At 71.9% G+C, this 21,185-nt stretch carries 21 protein-coding genes and 2 pseudogenes; 7 read left to right on the top strand and 16 right to left on the bottom strand.

Going from position 1 to position 21,185, the window contains the following annotated elements; genetic code table 11:
- Window positions 1–61: 61 nt before the first annotated feature.
- Window positions 62–715 carry a zf-HC2 domain-containing protein gene (locus ACZ6TU_RS17520; protein WP_467671027.1) on the top strand — a complete coding sequence of 218 codons (654 nt, stop codon included), beginning with the start codon at window positions 62–64 and terminating at the stop codon, window positions 713–715.
- A gap of 205 nt (window positions 716–920) precedes the next feature.
- Here ACZ6TU_RS17520 and ACZ6TU_RS17525 read toward each other — a convergent pair whose 3' ends face one another.
- The 4 genes and pseudogenes from ACZ6TU_RS17525 to ACZ6TU_RS17540 all read right to left on the bottom strand — a co-directional run bounded on the left by ACZ6TU_RS17525 (window position 921) and on the right by ACZ6TU_RS17540 (window position 5,266).
- Entirely contained in the window at window positions 921–1,784 is an 864-nt protein-coding gene (locus tag ACZ6TU_RS17525) for an Fpg/Nei family DNA glycosylase (protein ID WP_469549296.1), read from the bottom strand.
- A gap of 187 nt (window positions 1,785–1,971) precedes the next feature.
- Window positions 1,972–4,059 (bottom strand): SpoIIE family protein phosphatase, encoded by a 2,088-nt coding sequence (locus ACZ6TU_RS17530; RefSeq protein ID WP_469549299.1) that lies wholly within the window; start codon window positions 4,057–4,059, stop codon window positions 1,972–1,974.
- 81 nt (window positions 4,060–4,140) lie between these two features.
- Window positions 4,141–4,928 (bottom strand): annotated as a pseudogene (locus ACZ6TU_RS17535) (DUF6777 domain-containing protein).
- A gap of 83 nt (window positions 4,929–5,011) precedes the next feature.
- A complete protein-coding gene (locus ACZ6TU_RS17540) occupies window positions 5,012–5,266 on the bottom strand; it encodes a hypothetical protein (RefSeq protein WP_467671021.1) in 255 nt (84 codons plus the stop codon).
- Between the two features lie 142 nt (window positions 5,267–5,408).
- Between ACZ6TU_RS17540 and ACZ6TU_RS17545 the strand changes: the two genes are divergently transcribed.
- Window positions 5,409–6,830 (top strand): lipase maturation factor family protein, encoded by a 1,422-nt coding sequence (locus ACZ6TU_RS17545; RefSeq protein WP_467671019.1) that lies wholly within the window; start codon window positions 5,409–5,411, stop codon window positions 6,828–6,830.
- Here ACZ6TU_RS17545 and ACZ6TU_RS17550 read toward each other — a convergent pair.
- The 8 genes from ACZ6TU_RS17550 to ACZ6TU_RS17585 are packed head-to-tail and all read right to left on the bottom strand — an operon-like array spanning window position 6,818 to window position 14,571.
- On the bottom strand, window positions 6,818–7,645 hold the full coding sequence (locus ACZ6TU_RS17550; protein ID WP_469549303.1) for an amidohydrolase family protein: 828 nt from the start codon (window positions 7,643–7,645) through the stop codon (window positions 6,818–6,820). The genes ACZ6TU_RS17545 and ACZ6TU_RS17550 overlap by 13 nt on opposite strands.
- A complete protein-coding gene (locus ACZ6TU_RS17555; RefSeq protein WP_467671015.1) occupies window positions 7,642–7,842 on the bottom strand; it encodes a hypothetical protein in 201 nt (66 codons plus the stop codon). Before ACZ6TU_RS17555 ends, ACZ6TU_RS17550 begins: the two co-directional genes overlap by 4 nt.
- Window positions 7,839–8,861 carry an aldo/keto reductase gene (locus tag ACZ6TU_RS17560; RefSeq protein WP_469549307.1) on the bottom strand — a complete coding sequence of 341 codons (1,023 nt, stop codon included), beginning with the start codon at window positions 8,859–8,861 and terminating at the stop codon, window positions 7,839–7,841. The genes ACZ6TU_RS17555 and ACZ6TU_RS17560 overlap by 4 nt, the downstream gene beginning before the upstream one ends.
- Window positions 8,858–9,613, bottom strand: a complete 756-nt coding sequence (locus ACZ6TU_RS17565; protein ID WP_467671011.1) for an SDR family NAD(P)-dependent oxidoreductase — start codon at window positions 9,611–9,613, stop codon at window positions 8,858–8,860. Before ACZ6TU_RS17565 ends, ACZ6TU_RS17560 begins: the two co-directional genes overlap by 4 nt.
- Complete coding sequence (locus tag ACZ6TU_RS17570; RefSeq protein ID WP_469549310.1) at window positions 9,610–10,953, bottom strand: L-fuconate dehydratase; 1,344 nt, start codon at window positions 10,951–10,953, stop codon at window positions 9,610–9,612. Before ACZ6TU_RS17570 ends, ACZ6TU_RS17565 begins: the two co-directional genes overlap by 4 nt.
- 36 nt (window positions 10,954–10,989) lie before the next feature.
- Window positions 10,990–12,018, bottom strand: coding sequence for an ABC transporter permease (locus tag ACZ6TU_RS17575; RefSeq protein WP_467671007.1), 1,029 nt, complete (start codon window positions 12,016–12,018; stop codon window positions 10,990–10,992).
- Window positions 12,011–13,501: a sugar ABC transporter ATP-binding protein gene (locus tag ACZ6TU_RS17580; protein WP_469549314.1), complete on the bottom strand. Its 1,491-nt coding sequence runs from the start codon at window positions 13,499–13,501 to the stop codon at window positions 12,011–12,013. The genes ACZ6TU_RS17575 and ACZ6TU_RS17580 overlap by 8 nt, the downstream gene beginning before the upstream one ends.
- Window positions 13,498–14,571 carry a sugar ABC transporter substrate-binding protein gene (locus ACZ6TU_RS17585; protein ID WP_469549316.1) on the bottom strand — a complete coding sequence of 358 codons (1,074 nt, stop codon included), beginning with the start codon at window positions 14,569–14,571 and terminating at the stop codon, window positions 13,498–13,500. The genes ACZ6TU_RS17580 and ACZ6TU_RS17585 overlap by 4 nt, the downstream gene beginning before the upstream one ends.
- A gap of 166 nt (window positions 14,572–14,737) precedes the next feature.
- Between ACZ6TU_RS17585 and ACZ6TU_RS17590 the strand changes: the two genes are divergently transcribed.
- On the top strand, window positions 14,738–15,442 hold the full coding sequence (locus ACZ6TU_RS17590; protein WP_467671002.1) for a FadR/GntR family transcriptional regulator: 705 nt from the start codon (window positions 14,738–14,740) through the stop codon (window positions 15,440–15,442).
- Window positions 15,443–15,476: 34 nt separating this feature from the next.
- On the opposite strand, the gene ACZ6TU_RS17595 is transcribed toward ACZ6TU_RS17590, so the two are convergent.
- A complete protein-coding gene (locus ACZ6TU_RS17595; RefSeq protein ID WP_467671000.1) occupies window positions 15,477–15,950 on the bottom strand; it encodes a carboxymuconolactone decarboxylase family protein in 474 nt (157 codons plus the stop codon).
- A 268-nt stretch (window positions 15,951–16,218) separates the two neighbouring features.
- Between ACZ6TU_RS17595 and ACZ6TU_RS17600 the strand changes: the two genes are divergently transcribed.
- Window positions 16,219–17,250 carry an alpha/beta hydrolase family protein gene (locus tag ACZ6TU_RS17600; RefSeq protein ID WP_469549319.1) on the top strand — a complete coding sequence of 344 codons (1,032 nt, stop codon included), beginning with the start codon at window positions 16,219–16,221 and terminating at the stop codon, window positions 17,248–17,250.
- Window positions 17,251–17,289: 39 nt separating this feature from the next.
- Here the strand turns inward: ACZ6TU_RS17600 and ACZ6TU_RS17605 are convergent, their stop codons facing one another.
- On the bottom strand, window positions 17,290–17,472 hold the full coding sequence (locus ACZ6TU_RS17605) for a hypothetical protein (RefSeq protein WP_469549322.1): 183 nt from the start codon (window positions 17,470–17,472) through the stop codon (window positions 17,290–17,292).
- 98 nt (window positions 17,473–17,570) lie between these two features.
- Between ACZ6TU_RS17605 and ACZ6TU_RS17610 the strand changes: the two genes are divergently transcribed.
- Together ACZ6TU_RS17610 and ACZ6TU_RS17615 are read left to right on the top strand one after the other, a co-directional pair.
- On the top strand, window positions 17,571–18,914 hold the full coding sequence (locus ACZ6TU_RS17610; protein ID WP_469549324.1) for an amidase: 1,344 nt from the start codon (window positions 17,571–17,573) through the stop codon (window positions 18,912–18,914).
- Window positions 18,915–19,124: 210 nt separating this feature from the next.
- Window positions 19,125–19,544: a VOC family protein gene (locus ACZ6TU_RS17615; protein WP_469549327.1), complete on the top strand. Its 420-nt coding sequence runs from the start codon at window positions 19,125–19,127 to the stop codon at window positions 19,542–19,544.
- 66 nt (window positions 19,545–19,610) lie between these two features.
- On the opposite strand, the gene ACZ6TU_RS17620 is transcribed toward ACZ6TU_RS17615, so the two are convergent.
- Both ACZ6TU_RS17620 and ACZ6TU_RS17625 read right to left on the bottom strand, forming a co-directional pair.
- Entirely contained in the window at window positions 19,611–20,093 is a 483-nt protein-coding gene (locus ACZ6TU_RS17620) for a GNAT family N-acetyltransferase (RefSeq protein WP_469549330.1), read from the bottom strand.
- 56 nt (window positions 20,094–20,149) lie between these two features.
- A complete protein-coding gene (locus ACZ6TU_RS17625; protein ID WP_467670988.1) occupies window positions 20,150–20,323 on the bottom strand; it encodes a hypothetical protein in 174 nt (57 codons plus the stop codon).
- 508 nt (window positions 20,324–20,831) lie between these two features.
- Between ACZ6TU_RS17625 and ACZ6TU_RS17630 the strand changes: the two are divergent.
- Window positions 20,832–21,141, top strand: a pseudogene (locus tag ACZ6TU_RS17630) (SDR family NAD(P)-dependent oxidoreductase); the annotation flags it as partial.
- Between the last annotated feature and the right edge of the window lie 44 nt (window positions 21,142–21,185).

The following is a 21,185-nucleotide window of genomic DNA, read 5'->3' on the forward strand; positions in this document are numbered from 1 at the left end:
GGTCCGTACCGGTGGGAGCAAGGAGTAACCCCACCCGCACCCAACGGCACGAGGATTCGGCATGAGGTCCCTGGAAAGGCATCGCGACGTCGGCGCCTACGCGCTCGGCGTGCTGGACGAGGCGGAGGCCTTCCGCTTCGAGGACCACCTCATGGAGTGCCCTCGGTGCGCCGCAGAGGTGACGGAATTCGGCCCGACGACACGGCAGTTGATGCTGTACCGGCGGGCGACGCCGCGGTTCGTGCATCCGATGGCGCAGCCCGGTCCGCGCATGCTGGACCGGCTGCTGGCCGAGGTGGCGACGCGGCGCCGGGCCGGGCGCAGGCGGATGCTGTTCGCCCTGGCCGCGTCGGTGGCGCTCGCCGTGTCGGTACCCGGCGTCGCGATGATGGCGCAGGGCAGCGCCGAGGAGCAGGTGCGGATCGCGGCGACCGACGCGCGGTCGGGTGTCTGGGCCCAGGTCACGGTCGAGGACAAGGCCTCGGGCAGCCAGGTCGAACTGAAGGTGAAGGACGCCGCCGGTCCCCGCCCCTGCCACCTGGTCATCGTCGGCCGTGACGGCACCGAGGAGACCGCGACCAGCTGGCACGGGCCCGGGCACGACACCCACCCCAGCACGATGATGGCCAGTTCCTCCATGCATCCCGACGAGACCGCCCGCTACGAGGTCCGCGCGGCGTCCGGAGAGGTCCTGGTGAGACTCCAGCCGCAATAGGCCGGTCCGCGAAGGGCGTGTCGTCCGTCCCCCCTGTCGCCGGGCGCCCCGTGCGCCCCGTCTGTCCCGCCGGCATCCAGCAGCGCCGGCTGCCCGGCCAGTTCCGCACGGGCGTGCCGGCCCAGCTGGACCTGGCCTCCGGGATGCCGCGGTGGAGCAACAGCATCCCACCCGTCGCGTCCGCTCCGGTGAGGGCGAGCACGGGTCACTTCAGCAGCCGGGACATCCTGCGGTCCGCCAGCGGTTTGCCGCCCGTCTGGCAGGTCGGGCAGTACTGGAGCGATGAGTCGCTGAAGGACACCTCGCGGACGGTGTCGCCGCACACCGGGCAGGGCTCGCCGGTGCGGCCGTGCACGCGCAGGCCGCTCCTCTTCTCGGCCTTCAGCCGGCCGGCCGCCACGCCCCGGGAGCGTTCGACCGCCTCGGTGAGCGTGTCGCGCAGAGCCGCGTACAACCGCCCGGTCTCCTCCTCGCTCAGCGAGGCGGCCAGTTTGAAGGGCGACATCTTCGCCGCGTGCAGGATCTCGTCGCTGTAGGCGTTGCCCACGCCCGCGATCAGACTCTGGTCGCGCAACGCGCCCTTGAGCTGCCGCCGTTCACCGGCCAGCAGTTCCGTGAAGCGCCGCTCGTCGAAGTCGTCGGCCAGCGGGTCCGGGCCGAGCCGCTCGATGCCCTGGACCTCCTGCGGGTCCCGGACGACGTACACCGCGAGCCGCTTTTGGGTTCCGGCCTCGGTCAGGTCGAAGCCGGCGCCGGTCTCCAGGGCGACGCGCAGCGCGAGGGGGCCCTTGCCGGGGCGGGGCGGGCCGTCGGGGAGGCGGTCCTTCCAGTGCAGCCAGCCGGCACGGGCCAGATGCGTCACGAAGTGCGGACCGTCCGCGGTCCCGACGTCGAGGAACTTGCCGTACCGGCGTACGGCGGCGACCTCGTGGCCCTCCAGCGCGGACAGGGGCGGGTCGTACGTCTTCAGGACGCTGATCGCGACGGGCAGCACCCGTACGATCTCGTGGCCGACGAGGTGCTCGGTGAGGAAGTCCTTGAGCGCCTCGACCTCGGGGAGTTCCGGCATAGGTCCAGAGTGCCACGTGGGGTCAGGGTCCTTCTGGTGGATCTCCGCAGGAGAAGGAGCGGCGTTCGGTGCGTGCGATCGGCGTGCGGTGTGCAGGGTCATGTGGCGGAGCCACCTGGCCCTGCACACCGTGCGGCGAGCGTGCGTGCCGGGCGGCGCGACGCTGCGGAGATCCACCAGAAGGACCCTAGTCGGGGCCGGGCACCACGAACTCGCACCACACGGCCTTGCCGCCGCCGCGTGCCTCCACGCCCCACACGTCGGTGAGCAGCTCGACCAGCAGCAGGCCCCGGCCGGAGACGCCCGACTCGCCCGCCTCGCGGCGGCGCGGCAGGGCACTGGAGGAGTCCTCGACCTCGACGCGCAGCCGGAGATCGGAGCCGGTGAGGGCCCGCAGGGTGACGATCGCGGAGCCCTCGGTGTGCATCAGGACGTTGGTGATCAGCTCGTCGGCGACCAGTTCGATCTCGTCGGCGCGGTCCCCGGCTCCCCAGACGCCGACCGCGGTGCGGATCATGTGCCGGGCGTCGGCCAGGGCCGCCGGATCGCCGGGCGCGACATGCCGTTGGAGGCGGAGGCCGGACCGCGGGCCGTCCGGGCCGCGCCGGCGCAGCAGGAGCAGCGCCACGTCGTCGTCGCCGCCGCGTTCGGCGGCCACGTCGATGAGCCGGTCGGCGAGGTCCCGCACGTCGTCGGGGCCGGTGGTGACGAGCGCGGTGAGGGTGCGCATACCGTCGTCGAGGTCGGCGCCGGGCTGCTCCACCAGGCCGTCGGTGCACAGCAGCAGGGTCTCGCCCGGGTCCAGCTCCACGGTGCCCACCGGGTAGTCGAGGCGGCCGAACTCGGCGGACAGGCCGAGCGGCAGACCGCCCGGGACGGTGACGCGGCGGCAGGAGCCGTCGGTGTGCCGCACGAGCGGATCGAGGTGGCCGGCCCGGACCATCTGGAGCACGCCGGTGGACAGATCGGCCTCCGCGTAGAGGCAGGTCGCGGAGCGGTCGGTGTCGAGTTCGTGCAGGAAGACGGAGGCCCGGGCCATCACGGTCGCCGGGGGGTGTCCCTCGGCGGCGTAGGCGCGCAGCACGATGCGCAACTGGCCCATGACGGCGGCCGCGTGCGTGTCGTGGCCCTGGACGTCGCCGATGACGGCGCCGACCCGGCCGCCGGGCAGCGGGATCAGGTCGTACCAGTCGCCGCCGATGTCACGGCCGACGGAGCCGCCGAGTGTGGCGGCGCGGTAGCGGACGGCGACGTCGGCCCCGGGCACGCTCGGGATGGTCCGGGGCAGCATGGCCTGCTGGAGGCCCTGCGCGAGGTCCATCTCCTGCTCGTAGAACATGGCCCGCTGGAGGCTCTGCGCGATGCTGCTGCCGAGGGCGACGAGGATGTTGCGCTCCTCGGGGGTGAAGCCGCGCCGGTCGCTGTAGAGCAGGCCCATCGCGCCGATCGGCCGGGCCTGGACGATGAGCGGCAGATAGGCGGCCGAGGTGATGTTCAGGTCGGTGATGTGCGGCCAGAGGATCGGGTAGCGCTCGGCGAACTCCTCCGGCGACTCGATGAAGCAGGGGCCGAGAGTCCGTACGACCTCGCTCATCGGGTAGGGCTCGTCGATCCGGGTGATGCGGGTGCCGGGCACGAAGCTGTCCGAGGGGCCCTCGGCGACCAGGCGGATGCGGCCGGCCTCGACCAGGCCCATGACGAGGCTGGTGGCGCCCAGGTGGGTGAGGCCGTGGGTGTCCTTGAGGACGTCGATGACGTCCTGGACGGTGCGGGCGTGGGCGAGGGCGGCCGTGGTGAGTTCGACGACGCTGGTCTGCTGCCGGCGGGCCGCGTCCTGGGCGGCCTGGTCGCTGCGGGCCTCGCTCTCGGCGAGTTCCTGGGTGGCGTCCCGGACGATGCCGATGATGCGGCGGGGCCGTCCGGTGTCGTCGCGCCGGATATAGCCCTGGGTGTGGGTCCAGCGCAGGGAGCCGTCGCGGCGGCGGATGCGGAAGTAGGTGCCGTAGTTCTCGCTGCCGTCCTTGAGGGCCTGGGTGACCGCGGTGTCCAGGCGCCGGGCCTCGCCGGGCGGGACGCGCTCGGAGAGGGTCTCGGGGTGGTCGTCGTACTCGTCGGGGCGCACGTCGAAGACCTCGTGGGCCTGGGCGTCCATCTGCATCAGGCCGGTGTCCAGATCCCAGTCGAAGCTGCCCATCCGGTTGAGCGCGAGGATCCGGTCCGGGTGGGCGGGCCAGTCGTCCGGGAGTGACAGGGCGCTCGCTCCCCGATCAGCCATGGGCCCACCTTGCCAGGATTCGTCCGGTTCTTCGACCGGATGTGCTGAGTCTACGGGCCGCTCCGCCGAACCGGCCCGCAGTCACCTAAGACGTCCGTGGGGCTGCCGAGGATGCTGTCGGCGGCCGGGTCGTCGGGAATCAGCCCGGCTCCGTCGGGCAGATCGGGACGGTCCGGCACGGTGTCGGGGCCGACCTCGGGGCCGCGGGGGTCTTCGGGGGACGGTTCGTCGGGCAGCGGGCCGGTGCCGCCGGCCGGCGGTGCGTCCGTGACGGTGACCGGGGGGGCTCATGTCACTCGGGGAGCTCACTCTCCAGGGGGACCTGCTGTCCAGGTCCGCGGAGACGCCGGACTCTCGCGGGACGAGGGCGGCGGCTCGGACGCGGCTCCGGCGTCGGCACCGAGGGGACGTCGCCCAGACCGGTGGCGGCAGGGCCCGGTCGCGGTGTACGTCGTGGCCGGTGCGCCGTTCGATCCAGGTGCGGGTGGCGACGTCGACCATCGTGAAGCCGGTGATCGCCTGCGCGGCGAGGGCAACGACGACGACCTGGCCGGGCCGGCGGCCGGGCCAAGGGGTGCCCTTGACGGCCGACGTGCCGAGCATCGCCACCGGCGGGCGAAGCGGGTTGCCGCAGGCGCACCGGACGCGCGGCACGCCCCCGTCGTCGACCAGGACGGCGGTGCCCGCCTGGAGGACGGCCTGATAGCCGGCGCCCGGCCGACCCGGTAGCCGTGGTTGGTGACCCTGGTGTCGGCGCTCAGCACGACCGGGGTCAGTCCACGCGGATGGTCCGGGACGGACGCCGGGGAGACGCCCGCGAACCGGGCGAAGGCGCGCGTCCTGGCCCCGTCACGGGTGAGGTGGCCGATCCGCCGGGCGACGTCGCGGCTGCCGGCTCACTCGATGCCGCCGTACAGGCCGGGTGTTCCGCCGGAGAGCGAGCGCAGGCCGCTCAGGCCGGCGGAGACCCGGACGGCGCCGCCCGGGCGGCCGTCTCCGGCGTTCGGGAGGTGGGGGACGGGGTAGCCGTCGTGGTGGCCGTGGAGTCCGTGAAGGGGTTCGGCCCCTGGGCCGCGGCCGATTGGAGGAAGAGTGCCCCGTCGGCGCCCGCGGCGTCGCCGTCGCCACCGCTGCCGCCGCAGCCCGAGAGGAGGAGCGCCGCGGAGAGCGCGCAGGCCGTGACGAAGGTCCCGGTGGGTGTCCGCACCTCGCCCTCCAGCCCACTTCGTCACATATGAGGTAGTTGGTCAACTATTGTTTGCTTCACTCACTCGGGTCACACAACCGCAGCGGTGGCACACGGAGCGTGACACCGGGGTCCGGCGCCGCACTGGGAGGAGCGCACGGCCGTGGACTGGTTCACCGCATCCGACTACTGGCTGAGCCGGCTGGTCTTCCAGCGGGCGCTGGCCGCCGTGTACCTGGTCGCGTTCCTGACGGCGGCGTTGCAGTTCCGCGCGCTGATCGGGCAGCGCGGCATGCTGCCGGTGCCGCGGTTCGTCGGGCAGGTGCCGTTCCGGCGGGCGCCGAGTCTGTTCCAGCTGTACTACTCGGACCGCTTCTTCGCCGTCTGCGCGTGGGCGGGCTGCGCGGTGTCGGCGGCTCTGCTGGCCGGGCTCGACTCGCTGCTGCCCCTGTGGGGCGGCATGCTGCTGTGGCTGGTGCCGTGGGTGCTGTACCTGTCGATCGTCAACGTCGGGCAGACCTGGTACTCGTTCGGCTGGGAGTCGCTGCTGCTGGAGGTCGGTTTCCTCGCCGTGTTCCTCGGCAACGACGAGGTGGCGCCGCCCGTCGTCGTGCTGTTCCTGCTGCGGTGGATCCTGTTCCGCGTGGAGTTCGGCGCGGGACTGATCAAGATGCGGGGCGACGAGTGCTGGCGGAAGCTGACGTGCCTGGACCACCATCACGAGACGCAGCCGATGCCGGGCCCGCTCAGCTGGTTCTTCCACCATCTGCCCAGGCCCCTGCACCGGGCCGAGGTGGCCGCGAACCACTTCACGCAACTCGTGGTGCCCTTCGTGCTGTTCACCCCGCAGCCGGTCGCGACGGCCGCTGCCGCGTTGATGATCGTCACCCAGCTGTGGCTGGTGCTGTCGGGTAACTTCGCCTGGCTGAACTGGATCACCATCGTGCTGGCCCTGTCGGCGGTGAAGTTCCCGAGCGATCCGCCTTCGGTGCCCGACGCGCCGCTCTGGTACGAGATCGTGGTCCTCTCGGTCGCCGCGCTGCTGCTGGGGCTCAGCTATCAGCCGGTCCGCAACATGATCTCCCGCCGCCAGGTGATGAACCGCTCCTTCGACCCGCTCCATCTGGTCAACACCTACGGCGCGTTCGGCAGCGTCAGCCGGGTCCGCTACGAAGTGGTCGTCGAGGGCACGGCCGACGCCGTACCGCGTGAGGACTCGGACTGGCGGGAGTACGAGTTCAAGGGCAAGCCCGGTGATCCCCGGCACTGGCCGCGCCAGTTCGCGCCGTACCATCTGCGGCTCGACTGGCTGATGTGGTTCGCGGCCCTCTCCCCCGCGTACGCCGGGTCCTGGTTCGGCGCCCTGGTGGAGCGGCTGCTGGAGAACGACCGCGAGACGCTGAAGCTGCTGCGCCGCTCGCCGTTCCCGCCGGACGAGCCCCCGCGGTACGTCCGCGCCCGCCTGTTCCGCTACCGCTGCACGACGTGGCGCGAACTGCGGGAGACGGGCGCGTGCTGGGAGCGGACGTACGTACGGGAGTACCTGCCGCCGACGCGGCTGGCGGAGACCGCTCAGAGGTCGTAGACGCGGGTGGCGGTGGCCCCGAAGATCTGGGCGTGCTCGGGTGGACCGGTCAACCGGCGTGCGGTGTCGAGCACGTCGCCGTAGGTCGCCGCGAGGGTGCACACCGGCCAGTCCGAGCCGAACATCAGGCGGTCCGCGCCGAAGGCCTCCAGCACGGTGTCGGCGTACGGGCGCAGGTCGTCGATCGTCCAGGACGCGAGGTCGGCTTCGGTGACCATGCCGGAGAGCTTGCAGACGGTGTTGGGCAGCGCGGCGAGGGCGCGGAGGTCGGACGCCCAGGGTTCGAGGGCGCCGGAGGCGATGGGAGGCTTACCCAAGTGGTCGAGGACGAAGGTGAGTCCGGGCAGGGAGGCCGCCGCCTCGGTGCAGGCCGGGAGCTGGTGGGGCAGCACGACCAGGTCGTACACCAGCCCCGCGTCGGCCACGGCGGCCAGGCCGCGGCGTACGACCGGACGCAGCAGCCACTCGGGATCCGGCTCGCCCTGGACCTGGTGCCGGATGCCCTTGAGGTACCGCCCGCCGGGCAGTTCACGCAGCCGGGCCAGCTCGTCGGCCAGGTCGGGGCGGGTGAGGTCCGTCCAGCCGACGACCCCGGCGATCAGCTCGTGCTCGTCGGCCAGGGCCAGGAACTCCGGGGTCTCCTCGGGCACGGTGACGGTCTGTACGAGGACGGTGCGGTCGACGCCCGCCGCGCGGGCCTCGGGCGCGAGATCCTTCACGGTGAAATCGCGTCGGATCGGGCTGTCTTCGGCGATCCAGTCCTGGTCCCGCACGGACAGGTCCCAGACGTGGTGGTGGGCGTCGATCACGGTCATGACGGCAGCTCCCGGCCGACGGGCAGGCCGGCGTCCGCGCCCTCGCCGGAGTAGTCGTGCACCACGTCCAGCAGTTCGGCCATTGTGGTGCCGCCGGCGCGAACGGCGTGGGTGAGTTCCCCGGGCACCTCGCGGTGGGCGGCCTCGTACGCGGCGATGCGGTCGGCGCGGACCCCGGTGTGCAGGGCGACTCTCATGACGGCTCCTTCGACGGCGCCTCGGACGGCTCCTCGGACGGCTCCTCGGTGGGCACGGGGGCGTCGGCGGGCAGCAGGCCCTTGGCGCGCAGGTCCTGCCAGAAGGCGTCGGGCACACGGGCGGCGAACTGGTGGGCGCAGTCGCGTACTTCGTGTGCCGAGCGGGCCCCGACGAGGACGCTCGCGACGGCCGGGTGGGCGGCGCAGAAGGCCAGGGCGGCGGCGCGCAGCGTGGTGCCGTGGCGGTGGGCGACGGACTTCAGGCGCAGGGCCCGCTGGACCAGGTCGGAGGGTGCGACGGTGTAGTTGTATTTCGCGCCCGGCTGCGGATTGGCCAGCAGGCCGGAGTTGAAGGCACCGCCGATGACGACGGACGTGCCGCGTTCCTGGGCGGCGGGCAGCAGGCCGGTGAGGGCGCTCTGGTCGAGCAGGGTGTAGCGGCCGGCGCACAGCACCACGTCGACGTCGGTGTCGCGGACGAAGCGGGTGAGCATCTCCGCCTGGTTCATCCCGGCGCCGATCGCCCCGACCACGCCCTCCTGGCGGAGTTTCTCCAGCGCCGGGTATCCCTCGCGGAAGGCCCATTCGGCGTGCTCGTCCGGGTCGTGGAGGTAGACGATGTCGACCCGGTCGAGACCGAGGCGTTCCAGGCTGGCCTCCAGGGTGCGTCGGATGCCGTCGGCGCTGAAGTCCCAGACGCGCCGGTGGGTGGCGGGCACGGCGAAGCCGCCGGCGAGGTCGTCGCCGGTGCCGTCCGAGGGCTCCAGGCGGCGGCCCGCCTTGGTGGAGACGGTGTACCGGTCGCGGGGGTGGTCGCGCAGGGCGGCGCCGAGGCGGCGTTCGGACAGGCCGAGTCCGTAGTGCGGGGCGGTGTCGAAGTAGCGGATGCCCCGCTGCCAGGCGGCCTCCACGGCGTCGTGGGCCTGCTCCTCGCCGACCTCGGTGTACAGGTTGCCGATCGCGGCCGCGCCGAAGGACAGGGCGCTGACCTCGACACCGCTGCCGCCGAGCCGGTTCACCGGGTCACCGGCCGCAGCCGCAGGCCCTGCATGCCGCCGTCGACGGCGAGCGAGGTGCCGGTGGTGGCGCCGGACAGGGGGCTCGCCAGGTAGGCGATGGCGCCGGCGACCTCGCCGGCGCCGACCAGGCGGCCGGTGGGCTGGCGGGCCTCCAGGGCGGCGCGTTCGGCGGCCGGGTCGGGGGCCGCGTCGAGGAGACGGCCGACCCAGGGGGTGTCGACCGTGCCGGGGTTGACGCAGTTGACGCGGATGCCCTCGCGGACGTGGTCGGCGGCCATGGCGAGGGTCAGTGAGTACACGGCGCCCTTGGTTGCGCTGTACAGGGCGCGTTGGGGCAGGCCCGCGGTGGCAGCGATGGAGCAGGTGTTGACGATCGCCGCGTGCGCGGAGGCGCGCAGGTGGGGCAGGCAGGCGCGGGCGGTGCGGACCATGCCGACGACATTGACGTCGTAGACGCGGTGCCAGTCGTCGTCGGAGTTGTCCTCGACGGTGCCCTGGGCGCCGATGCCCGCGTTGTTGACCAGGACGTCCAGCCCGCCGAGGTCGGAGACCGCCGCCGCCACGGCCTCGCGCACGGACGCGTCGTCGGTGACGTCCGCGCGGTAGGCCAGCAGGGGCTTGTCGACCGACGACGGGTCCAGGTCGAGGACGGCGACCTGGGCGCCGCGCTCGGCCAGGAGTTCCGCGGTCGCCCGGCCGATGCCGGAGGCGCCGCCCGTCACCAGGGCCCTGATGCCCTCGAAGTCGCTCATGCAACCCGACCCTTCTTCTGCTTGTCGAGGTCGGCGGCCCAGAACTCGCCGCCCGGGTAGGTGTACCGCGCCAGCGACTCGGGCCGCATGGCGGCCGAGAAGCCCGGCGCGGTGGGTGCCGTGTAATGACCTTCGCGGATGACCACCGGGTCGAGGAAGTGGTCGTGCAGATGGTCGACGTATTCGATGACGCGGTCCTCGGTGGTTCCGGTCAGGGCCACGTAGTCGAACATCGACAGGTGCTGGACGAGTTCGCACAGGCCGACGCCGCCCGCGTGCGGGCAGACCGGGACGCCGAACTTGGCCGAGAGCAGCAGGATCGCGAGGTTCTCGGGGACGCCGCCGACGCGGGCCGCGTCGATCTGGACGACGTCCAGCGCGCCGGCCTGGAGGAGCTGTTTGAAGACGATCCGGTTGTGCACGTGCTCGCCGGTGGCGACCTTCACGGGGGCGACGGCCCGGCGGATCGTCGCGTGGCCGAGGATGTCGTCGGGGCTGGTGGGCTCCTCGATCCAGTAGGGGGCGAACTCGGCGAGGGCCTTGGTCCAGCGGATCGCCTCGTCGACGTCCCAGCGCTGGTTGGCGTCGACGGCCATGCGGACGTCCGGGCCGATGACGGACCGGGCGACGCGGCAGCGGCGGATGTCGTCGTCGAGGTCGGCGCCGACCTTGAGCTTGATCTGCCGGAAGCCGTCGGCGACGGCCCGGTCCGCGAGCCGGGTGAGCTTGTCGTCGTCGTAGCCGAGCCAGCCGGGCGAGGTGGTGTAGGCGGGGTAGCCGCTCTCCAGCAGCCGGGCCGTGCGCTCCTCGGCGCCCTCTCTGCCCCGGCGCAGGAGGGTCAGGGCCTCCTCGGGGGTGAGGGCGTCGGTGAGGTAACGGAAGTCGACCTGGCGGACCAGCCATTCGGGCTCGGCCTCGGCGAGCAGCCGCCACAGCGGCAGTCCGGCGCGCTTGGCGGCCAGGTCCCACACGGCGTTGACGACCGCGCCGATCGCCATGTGCATCACGCCCTTCTCGGGGCCGAGCCAGCGCAGCTGGCTGTCGCCGATCAGGTCGCCGTTCAGGGTGGACGGGTCGGCGCACAGGTCGTCGACCGAGCGGTCGATCAAGTGGCCGCGCAGCGCGTCGATCGCGGCGACCTGCACCTCGTTGCCCCGCCCGATGGTGAAGGCGAATCCGTGCCCCTCGTGCCCGTCGGCCGCGTCCGTGCGCAGGACGACGTAGGCCGCCGAGTAGTCGGGGTCCGGGTTCATCGCGTCGGAGCCGTCGAGCTCGCGCGAGGTGGGGAAGCGGACGTCGTGGGTGTCGACCGCGATGATGCGGGCGGGCGTCGGGGACACAGAGGGCCTTTCGGGTCGGTTGCGGGGGCGGGCGGGTCAGTCCTGGGCACGGCCCGTGGTGACCCGGGCGATCATGAGGGCGACCAGGATGATCCCGCCGTAGATGGCCTGGATCCAGAACGACGGCACCTGGGCGAGGGTGAGCAGGTTCTGCACGACGCCCAGAAGGAGGACGCCGGTCAGAGCGCCGAACATGGTGCCCTTGCCGCCGTCGAGGGCGATGCCGCCGATCACCGCGGCCGCGAACACGGTGAAGATCATGTTCTGGCCCTGGTTGGCGCTGATCGCGCCGACGTACCCGGTCTGCATGATGCCGCCGACGGCGGCGAGGACGCCCGCGACGACGAACACGCCGAGCATGACGCGCTCCACGCGGATGCCCGCCGCCCGGGCCGCGTCCGCGTTGCCGCCGATGGCGTACAGGGCGCGGCCGACCCGGTGGTACTTCAGGACCAGCCCGGCGACGGCGAAGGCGATCGCGGCGAGCCACACGGACAGCGGGACGGTGAGGAAGGTGGTGGTCGCCAGCGAGTAGAAGCTCTCGGGCATCCCGAACAGGGTCTTGCCCTTGGTCGCGCCGACCAGCAGACCGCGCAGCACGATCAGCATCGCGAGCGTCACGATGAACGCGTTGAGTTTGAACTTCACGACGAGAAGGCCGTTGAAGGCGCCCACGGTCGCACCCGCGGCCAGGATCGCCAACAGGGCGAGTGCCGCCGGGAGTTCGGTGCCCCAGCCGGACTGGGCGGCGGGCAGTACGAGCAGGGCGCCCACGGCGGGCGCGATGCCGACGACCGACTCCAGGGACAGGTCGAACTTGCCGGTGATGAGCACGAGGGACTCGGCGAGCACGACCATCGCGAGGGCGGCCGAGGCACCGAGGATCGAGACGATGTTCCGCTCGGTGAGGAACGAGTCGTTGACCACCGCGCCGAGCACGAGGAGCAGCAGCAGGGCGGGCACGAGGGCGAGTTCGCGGGCGCGGCGGAGGAGGACGGCCTTGGCGGCGCGCGGGTCGGTGGCTCGCGCGGGCGCAAGCGGCGGGGCGGCCTTGGTGTCAGCCATGGTCCACTCCTTCGATGGAGGCGATGAGCTCGTGGTCGCGCCAGCCCGCCGGGTGCTCGGCGACGACACGGCCGTGGAAGAGGACGAGGACCCGGTCGCAGCGCCTGAGGTCGTCGAGCTCGTCGGAGACGACGAGCACGGCGGTGCCGTCCTCGCGGGCGCTGTCCACCCGGGCGAGCAGGGACTCCTTGGACTTCACGTCGACGCCCGCGGTGGGGTTGACGAGGACCAGGAGCCGTGGGTCGGAGGCGAGGGCCCGGGCCATGACGACCTTCTGCGCGTTGCCGCCGGACAGGTCCGAGACGGGCTGCTCGGGGCCCTCCGCGTGGATGTCGAGGCGTTCGATCAGCGCCGTGGCGACACCACGCTTGCGGTCGGTGCCGACGAAGCCGAAGCGGCCGAGCCGCTCCAGGACGCTGAGGGTGGCGTTGTCCCCGATGGACATGCCGAAGACCAGGCCCTCGTCGTGCCGGTCGCGGGGGACGAAGCCGACGCCTGCCTTCAGCGCGGCCCGGACGTCGCCGAACGGCAGCGGAGCGCCGTCGATACGGGCCGTCCCGCTGGTGGGGGTGTGCAGTCCGGTGAACGACTCGGCGAGCTCGATCTTGCCGCTGGCGCTGGATCCGGCGAGTCCGACGACCTCGCCGCGGCGGACGGTGAGGCCGACGTTCTCGTACGCGGGCGAGGTGAGGCCGTGCACGTCGAGGAGGACGGGCCCGGCGGCCGCGACGGTCCGCAGCCGCTCGGCCTGTTCGGCGATCGTCTCCCCCGCCATGGCCTCCACCAGGGCCTGGCGGGGCAGGTCGGCGACCGGCGCGGTGGCGATCCAGCGGGCGTCGCGCAAAACCGTGACGGTCTGGCAGACCTCGTAGACCTCCTGGAGGTGGTGCGAGATGAACAGGAAGGTGACGCCCGAGTCCTGGAGGGCCCGCATGCGCGTGAACAGCCGCTCGATCTCGCGGTTGTCGAGCTGGGCGGTGGGTTCGTCGAGGATGATGAAGCGGGCGCCGAAGCTGAGGGCCCGGGCGATCTCCACCATCTGCCGGTCCTCGACCTTGAGGTCGGCGGTGCGGGCGCCGGGGTCGACGCGCACGTCCCAGGTGTCGAGGAGCCGGGCCGCCTCGGTCTGCAGGCGGCGCCAGCTGATGAACCCGCGCCGGAGCGGCTGCCGGTTGATGAACAGGTTCTCGGCGACGGTCAGTTCGGGGACGACCGTCGGGTGCTGGTAGACACAGGCGACCTTGCGGCGCCAGGCGTCGCGGTCGGTGAGCGGGGGCGCGGGGTCGCCGTCGAAGCGGACGGTGCCCTCGTCGGGGGCCTCCAGGCCGGTGAGGATCCTGACGAGGGTCGACTTGCCTGCGCCGTTGCGCCCGACGAGGGCGTGGGACTCGCCCGGCAGGACGGTGAGCTGCCCGTCGGCGAGGGCGGTGGTGGGGCCGTACCGCTTGACGACGCCCCGCGCTTCAGCCAGTGGGGTGCTCATTTGACCGTGTTGCCCCAGAGCTTGGGGTCGTCGACGTTGTCCTTCGTCACCAGCGGCGCGGGCAGCTGGTCCTCCAGGATGCCGCTGGGCAGTTTGACGATGGTCGAGCCGTGGTCGGTCGGGCCCGGCTCGAACGTCTTCCCCGCCATCGCCGCCTTGATGTAGTACATGCCGTACTTGGCGTAGGCGTCGGCGGGCTGGGAGACGGTCGCGTCGATCTCGCCCTTGCGGATCGCGTCGAACTCCTGCGGGATGCCGTCGTTGGAGACGATGGTGATGTGGCCCTGCTGCCCGGCCTTCTTCAGCATCCCCTTGGACTTGAGGGTCTGGAGTGTGGGCGCGAGGTAGACGCCGCCCGCCTGCATGTAGATGCCCTTGATGTCGGGGTTGGCGTTGAGGAGGGTGTCGAGCTTCGAGGCCGCCGCGTCGGACTCCCACTTGGCGGGGATCTCCAGGACCTTCAGCTTCGGGAAGTTCTTCTTCACGCAGGCGCGGAACGCCTCGGAGCGGTCGCGGCCGTTGACCGAAGCGAGGTCGCCCATGATCTGCACGACCTTGCCGGAGGTGATGTGCTCGCCGAGGTACTGGCAGGCCTTCTCGCCGTACGCCACGTTGTTCGCCCGGACGACCATGGCGACCTTGCCCTTGTCGGGAGCCACGTCCACGGCGACGACCGGCACGCCCTTGCGCTCGGCCCGGTCGAGGCCCGCCTCGATGGCGGCGCTGTCCAGCGGCGCGACGACCAGGCCCTCGACGCCCTGGTTGAGCTGGTTGTTGATGTCGGTGATCTGCTGCGAGGGATCGCTGTTGGAGTTGACGGTCTTCATCGCGTCCACACCCTCGGACTTCGCCATCTTCGGCACGTAGTCGTTGTACGACTGCCAGAACGGCGAGGTCAGCAGGGGCAGGACGACCCCGACCTTGCCGCTGCCGTCACCGCCGCCGGCACCGGAGACGCCGGTGTCCTTGGTGCTGCCGCACGCGGCGAGCACGAGGGAGGCAGCGGCGGCCAGGGCCACCGTGCCGACGATCCGGGACCTGTTCCGCTTGCGCACTGTGCTTCCGGGCATCCGAGGGTGCTCCCATCGACCGGTGTTCCAGCAGATGTCCGCATACTTATCAGACCACTCGCCCGCCAGAACACCCTGCGACACCAGATTTTCGCGCTTATGGCGCATAGTGGTCCGACCACCTTGCCGATTAGACTGCGCCGCAGCCGGTGATCGGAGGAATGGCGTGGACGACGAGACAGCCCCGCAGAAGGGCACCGTGACGCAGCGCGCCATCGAGCGGATCAAGGCGATGATCGGCGAGGGCCGGCTGGAGCCGGGCCAGCGGCTGCCGACCGAACGTGACCTGGCCGCGCAGCTCGGCATCTCCCGCAGTTCGATGCGGGAGGCGATCCGCGCGCTCACGGTGCTGGGCGTGCTGGAGGCCCGGCACGGGTCGGGCATTTACGTCACGCAACTGGAGGCCGGCGACCTGCTGGAGACCTTCGGCGTCGTGGCGGACCTGTCGCGCGGCCCGCGTCTGGTGGAGCTGCTGGAGATCCGGCGGATCCTGGAGTCGACGGCGACCGCGCTGGCCGCCGCCCGGATCACCGCGGACCAGCTGGCCGAGGTCGAGAAGCACCTGGCGGCGATGAACGCCACGGACGACCCGGAGGAGATACTCGCCCACGACCTGGCCTTCCACCGTGAGATCGCGGCGGCCGCGGGCAACGAGACCATGGCCGCGATCCTGGAGGGCCTGTCGTCGCGGACGTTCCGCGCCCGTGTCTGGCGCGGCTACCAGGAGGAGGGCGCCTTCGCCCGCACCCGCCGCGAACACGCAGCGATCCACCGCGCCCTGGCCGCCCACGACCCGGAGGCGGCCCGCGCGGCGGCCGCCGCGCACGTGGGCGAGGTGGAGGAGTGGCTCCGGGCACAGCTCGGGCCCTAGGAACAGTCAGTCCCCAGGGCCCGAGGTGCCGCCGCTACTTGAACTGACCGGGCTGGTAGTCGCCCGCCGGCTGCTGAAGGATGACGTTCAGCCGGTTCGCCGTGTTCATGAAGGCGATCAGGGTCACCAGGGCGACGAGCTGGTCCTCGTCATAGTGCTTGGCGGCCCGCTCCCACACCTCGTCCGGCACCCCACCGGCGCCGTCCGCGATACGGGTCCCCTGCTCGGCCAGTTCGAGTGCGGCGCGCTCGGCCTCGGTGTAGACCGTGGCCTCCCGCCATGCGGCGACCAGGTTGATGCGTACGGAGGTCTCACCCGCCGCCGCGGCCTCCTTGGTGTGCATGTCGATGCAGACCGCGCAGCCGTTGATCTGGCTCACGCGGAGCGAGACCAGTTCCCGGGTGGTGGCCGGCAGTGGTGAGTCCACGACCAGCCGCCCCAGGGACATGAACTGCTTGATGACCTTGCCGGCGCTCGGGATGGCGAAGACGTCCAGTCGCGCGTTCATGGTGAGCTCCTCTGTCGTTGTCGATGCTTACGCCCCTATGAGTCGGTGGCTCGGCCCGATGTGACATCGAGAAATGTGACGTGCGTCTCCCGCCGTCCCGGCGCCCCCGCTGTCCGCGCCGCAAGGAGTGAGCGACATCGGCCTGCTCCTCCAACGTGACCAACGGCCGGCCACGCGTATCTGCTGAACGGATGGACACCGTGGGCCACGTCGACGGAGCGGGGCTTCGGGCCGCGCCTCGCGGGCCCGCCGGGCGACAATGGGCCCCATGCGGCTACGGGGCACAGCCTGGGTCAGCGCCGGAATGCTGCTGGCCGTCGCGGGCGGCTGTACCGGCGGTGGGAGCGAAGGCACGCCCGAGACCTCTCCGCCATCGACCCGGGCCACGAGCGAGAGACCTGGCACGACGTCCTCTCCCACCCCCGCCCCGGCCGACCCCGTCTCCCTACCGGCCCTGATACAGCGCAAGCACACCGGCTCCGGGCTGCGGCTGGGGGACGTGCTCGACCGCACCTCCGCCTACACCCGCTACGCCGTCACCTACGAGGCGAACGGTCTGACCATCTCGGGGATCATGAACATCCCGGAGGGCGAGGGCCCGTTCCCGGCGCTCGTGCTGGCGCACGGGTACATCGACCCGAACGTCTACTCCAGCGGCCAGGGCATGCCCCGGGAGCAGGACCGCCTGGCCCGCAGCGGCTACGTCGTCCTGCACACCGACTACCGCAACCACGCCCGCTCCGACGACGACCCCGACAACGACGTAGGCCTGCGCCTCGGCTACACCGAGGACGTCATCGGCGCCGCCCTGGCCCTGCGCGACTCCGGGCGGCCGGAGATCGACGGCGACCGGATCGGCCTGTTCGGCCGGTCGATGGGCGGCGGGGTGGTGTACAACACGCTGGTCGTGGCGCCCGGCCTGTTCGACGCCGCGGTGGTGTACGCGCCGGCGAGCGCCCGCCCTGAGGAGAACATCGACCACTTCCAGCGGCCCGACGGCGACCCCGTCGTGGCCGAGATCGAGGAGAAGCACGGCACTCCCGAGGAGAACCCTGCCTTCTGGCGCGCCGTGTCGCCCCTGACGTACGTCGACCGTGTCACCGAACCGCTGCTGATCCAGCACGGCACGGCGGACGACACCTGCCCGCTCTCCTGGTCACGGCAGGTCGCCGCCGCGTTCGAGAAGGCGGGCAAGGACGTCGAACTGCGCACCCACGCCGGCGAGGGACACACCTTCGGGCCGCGGTGGCCGGCCTCGATGGACATCACCGAGGCCTTCTTCGCACGCCACCTGCGCTGAGCCGCTCAGACCCGGGACCGGTGCACTCCCACGGCCGCGTCACATCGGCGGCGGGCAGCGACCGTCGGTGTCCGGCGGGAGGTCGAGAAGCGGTACGGAGTTCCGGCCGACGACGTCGCACTCGGCGGTCCACCACTGGAGGTGGTCCGCCACCGGCCGGACCGCGACCAGCGCGTCCCGGCCGTGTACGAGCGGCACGGTGTGCGGTGCGTGCCAAGGCACATTGATCTGCCGAGAGCCTCGACGTGCGCCCCCAGCCGGTGCACAGTTCTCCCTACGTACTCGCCAGTAAGCCCGTCCTTCCACGCCGAGGAGCCTCTGTGACCACCTGGGCCGGCCGCACCGCCACCGAGATATCCGCCGCCGTACGCGAGAAGCGGGTCACCCCCCGCGAGGTGGTCGCCGAGCACCTCGCGCGGATCGAGCGGCTCGACGGCCGCGTCGGGGCCTTCCGCACGGTGCGCGCCGAGGCGGCGCTGACCGAGGCCGACGAGGTGGCCGCACGCGGCGACTTCGACCGTCTGCCCCTGGCCGGGGTGCCCGTGGCCGTCAAGGACAACCTCGCCGTGCACGGCGAGTCGACCCGCGTCGGCTCGGCCGCGACGCCGGACACCCCGGCCGCCCGGGACCATGTGACGGTGGCCCGGCTGCGGGCGGCGGGCGCGGTCGTCGTGGGACTGACGAATGTGCCCGAACTGTGTGTCTTCGGCACGACGGACGGCGTGCTGGGCATCGCCCGCAACCCCTGGGACCCGACGCGCTCGGCGGGCGGTTCGTCGGGCGGCAGTGCCGCCGCGGTCGCCGCCGGGATGGTGCCGATCGCCCTCGGCAACGACGGCATGGGTTCCCTGCGCATACCGGCCGCCAACTGCGGCCTCGTCACCATCAAGCCGGGACACGGAGTGGTCCCGACGGGTGCCGGGGGCAGCGACTGGTTCGGCATGTCGGAGAACGGACCGCTCGCCACGACCGTCGAGGACGCCCGCCTGATGCTCTCGGTGCTCGCGGGCGACGAGCCCGCACTCCGCGCCGAGCCCGGCCCCCTCAGGGTCGCCGTGTCGATGCGCAGTCCGCTGGCCGGCGTCACCATCAGCCGGCCGTACACGGCGGCCGCCCGGGAGACGGCCGGGATCCTGATGAAGGCGGGCCACCAGGTGCGGCGCGCCGACCCGCCCTACCCGATGTCGCTCGCCGTGACCTCACTGGCCCACTGGACGGCGGGCACCGCCGCGGACGCCCAGCACCTCGAAGCTCGTCTGCTGACCCGGCGCACCCGGGTCCACGCGAGACTCGGCAGGCCCTTCATGGACAGGGTGCGCTCCGGGACGGCCCGGGAGCAGCTGCGCCGGCGGCTGGAGCCGTTCTTCGCCGAGTACGACGTGCTGCTCACGCCCGCGCTCGCCCGCCGTTCCCCCAAGGCCGCGCCCTGGCACGAGCGGGGCTGGCTGAGCAACGTCCTGGCGAACACGAACTACTCGCCCCTGACGCCCCCGTGGAACCTGACCGGCTGGCCCGCCATGTCGATCCCCTGCGGAACCCTTCCCTCCGGTGCCCCGTGTGCCGTGCAGCTGGTGGGGCGCCCCGGCACGGAGTACCAACTCCTGGAACTGGCCGGGCAGTTGCAGGAACGTAATCCGTGGCGGCGTACGGCGCCGATGAACTAGAGTCGGCCGGGTGACTGCCGGGTCGGCCGTAGGCCATGCACGAGTGAGGCGCCCGGCCTCGGAGTGAGCGCGGCGGGAGTGACCCCGCCCGGGCCCGCCCGAGAGCCGGAGAGGGCACGAGCCCCGCCTCCCTTCTCCGTGTTTCCTCATCTCCTCGCGCCACTGCGGCGCTTCACCACGGATCCCGGAACCCGGAGACGATTCACACTCATGTCCCACGCACAGCACGCACCCGAACGGCCGGCCACCGTCGCCCACCTCAACCACACCGTCGTCTTCGCCTCGGACCGCCGGCTGTCGGCGGAGTTCCTGGCGGCGGTCCTGGGCCTGGAGGTGGGCGCCCCCTTCGGGCCCTTCCTGCCCGTCGACCTGGGCAACGGCGTGACCCTCGACCACTACGAGAAGACCGACGAGGCGATCCAGGCGCAGCACTACGCCTTCCTCGTGCCCGAGGAGCAGTTCGGCATCATGATCGCCCGGCTGGAGGCGCTGGGAGTCACCTACTACGCCGACCCGCGTCACACCGAGCCCGGCCGGGTCAACGACCTCTTCGGCGGCCGCGGCGCGTACTTCGACGACCCGGACGGCCACAACATGGAGATCATGACCCGGCCGTACGTCCGTCCCTGACAGCCGCCTGGAGGACCGTCTCCTGCCGGCCACCCGTGGTGCGGAACCCTCCGATGTCCTGGTGTTCTAGAGCACCCGGTACATGATGTGCAGCCCGACGAGGCCGTGCCGGGGGTGCTCGAACGCGTCGGGCACCGTACCGAGGATCGTGAAGCCGAGGGAGGTCCACAGCTTCACGGCCGGGTTGGTCTCGACGACGGCGTTGAACACCATGCCCCGGTAGCCGGCGGCCCGGGCCTCGGTCAGGAGGTGTCCGGCGAGGGCACGGCCATAGCCTCGGCCGCCCTGTTCCGGGTCGACCATGAAGCCGGCGTTGGCGATGCGGGCGGCGGGGCCGCCGTAGTTGGGGGTGAGGTAGGCGGAGGCGACGACGTTGCCGCTGTCGTCCTCGACGACGTAGACGCGTTTCGCCGGATTCATCCACAGGACCCGGGCCTCGTCCTCGGAGGTGCCCGGGTCCCATGCGTAGGTCTCGCCCGCGGCGACGATGCGGTGCCAGAACGGCCAGATGCGCGGCCAGTCGTCAGCCGTTGCTTCCCTGATCAGCATGGGCGCGAGTCTGGCACGCCCATGCGCTAGGCGATCGCGGAGGGGTTGGCGCCCGGTCAGTCCACGCTGGGCAGGATGTGCGGCTCGGCGAGGTCGTCCTCGTAGCCCGCGAGGCGGATCGGGGCCGACCGGGCCCACACGTCGAGGCTGCCGAGCTCGTCGGACCGGCGGCCCTTGCGCTCAGTGTGTTCCTTGGGGCGTTGCTCGCGATTCGTCTTCTCCGGTGTCACCGCGCACTCCTTATGTGTCGGTCACCCTCGGGACGTGCGCGCCGGTCCTGCTCTGCGCCTGACGCCCGCTCGGGTCTGATGCCAAATGCAGTTCGGACGCGGTGGCGCCGGTAACTCGCGGGAGCGCAGGCCGTGGTGTACCGGCTTGTCCCATGACGGACCGTGGGTGTGGGTCCCGTCCTGCTGTCCGTCCGCCCCAGATTAACCAAATGAGCGGCCCCCCGCTCGATGGGGCTGAAAACTAGCGGTAACGATCGCGCGTCATCCCGTGTTCAACTCGGGTTTACGCACTGATTTGCCACAGGAAGGGCGTTTTATGATCACTCGAACGGCGTAAGTCCGCACCGGCGGTTTCCAGACGGTTGCGCAGTTCAAGTGCCGTTGGGTGAGTCGAAAGCTCCCCCATGACCTGCCACGCGCCGCGGTCCGCCGCGCTGCTGCTGGCGGCCCGCGACTCCCGCCGCCTCAGGGGCTGCCGACTGACGGACCGTCATGAGACGGTCCGTCGATGACGTCACCGTCGTACGGCCTGGAGGGCAGGGCCGCCATGGTCACGGGGGCCACGCGCGGCATGGGACGCGCCGTCGCGGAAGCGCTCGCCTCGGCGGGGGCACCGGTGTGCGTCACCGCGCGGGACGCCGACGAGGTACGGCTGGCGCGAGGCCTTCACCGTCAACGTCGAGGCACAGCTGCGGCTGGTGCACTGCGCGTGGCGGGCGTGGATGTCGGAGGACGACGGCACGGTGATCAACGTGTGCACGGAGGGCGCCGGCTATGTCGGCCCCAATGTAGAGGTGACAGGGGCCGACCTTGTGGCGGACGGCGGCACCCGGGTAGGGGCAGCGCGCACCCCGCCCCCTTG

This window comes from Streptomyces sp. NPDC052064 (genome assembly GCF_055585925.1).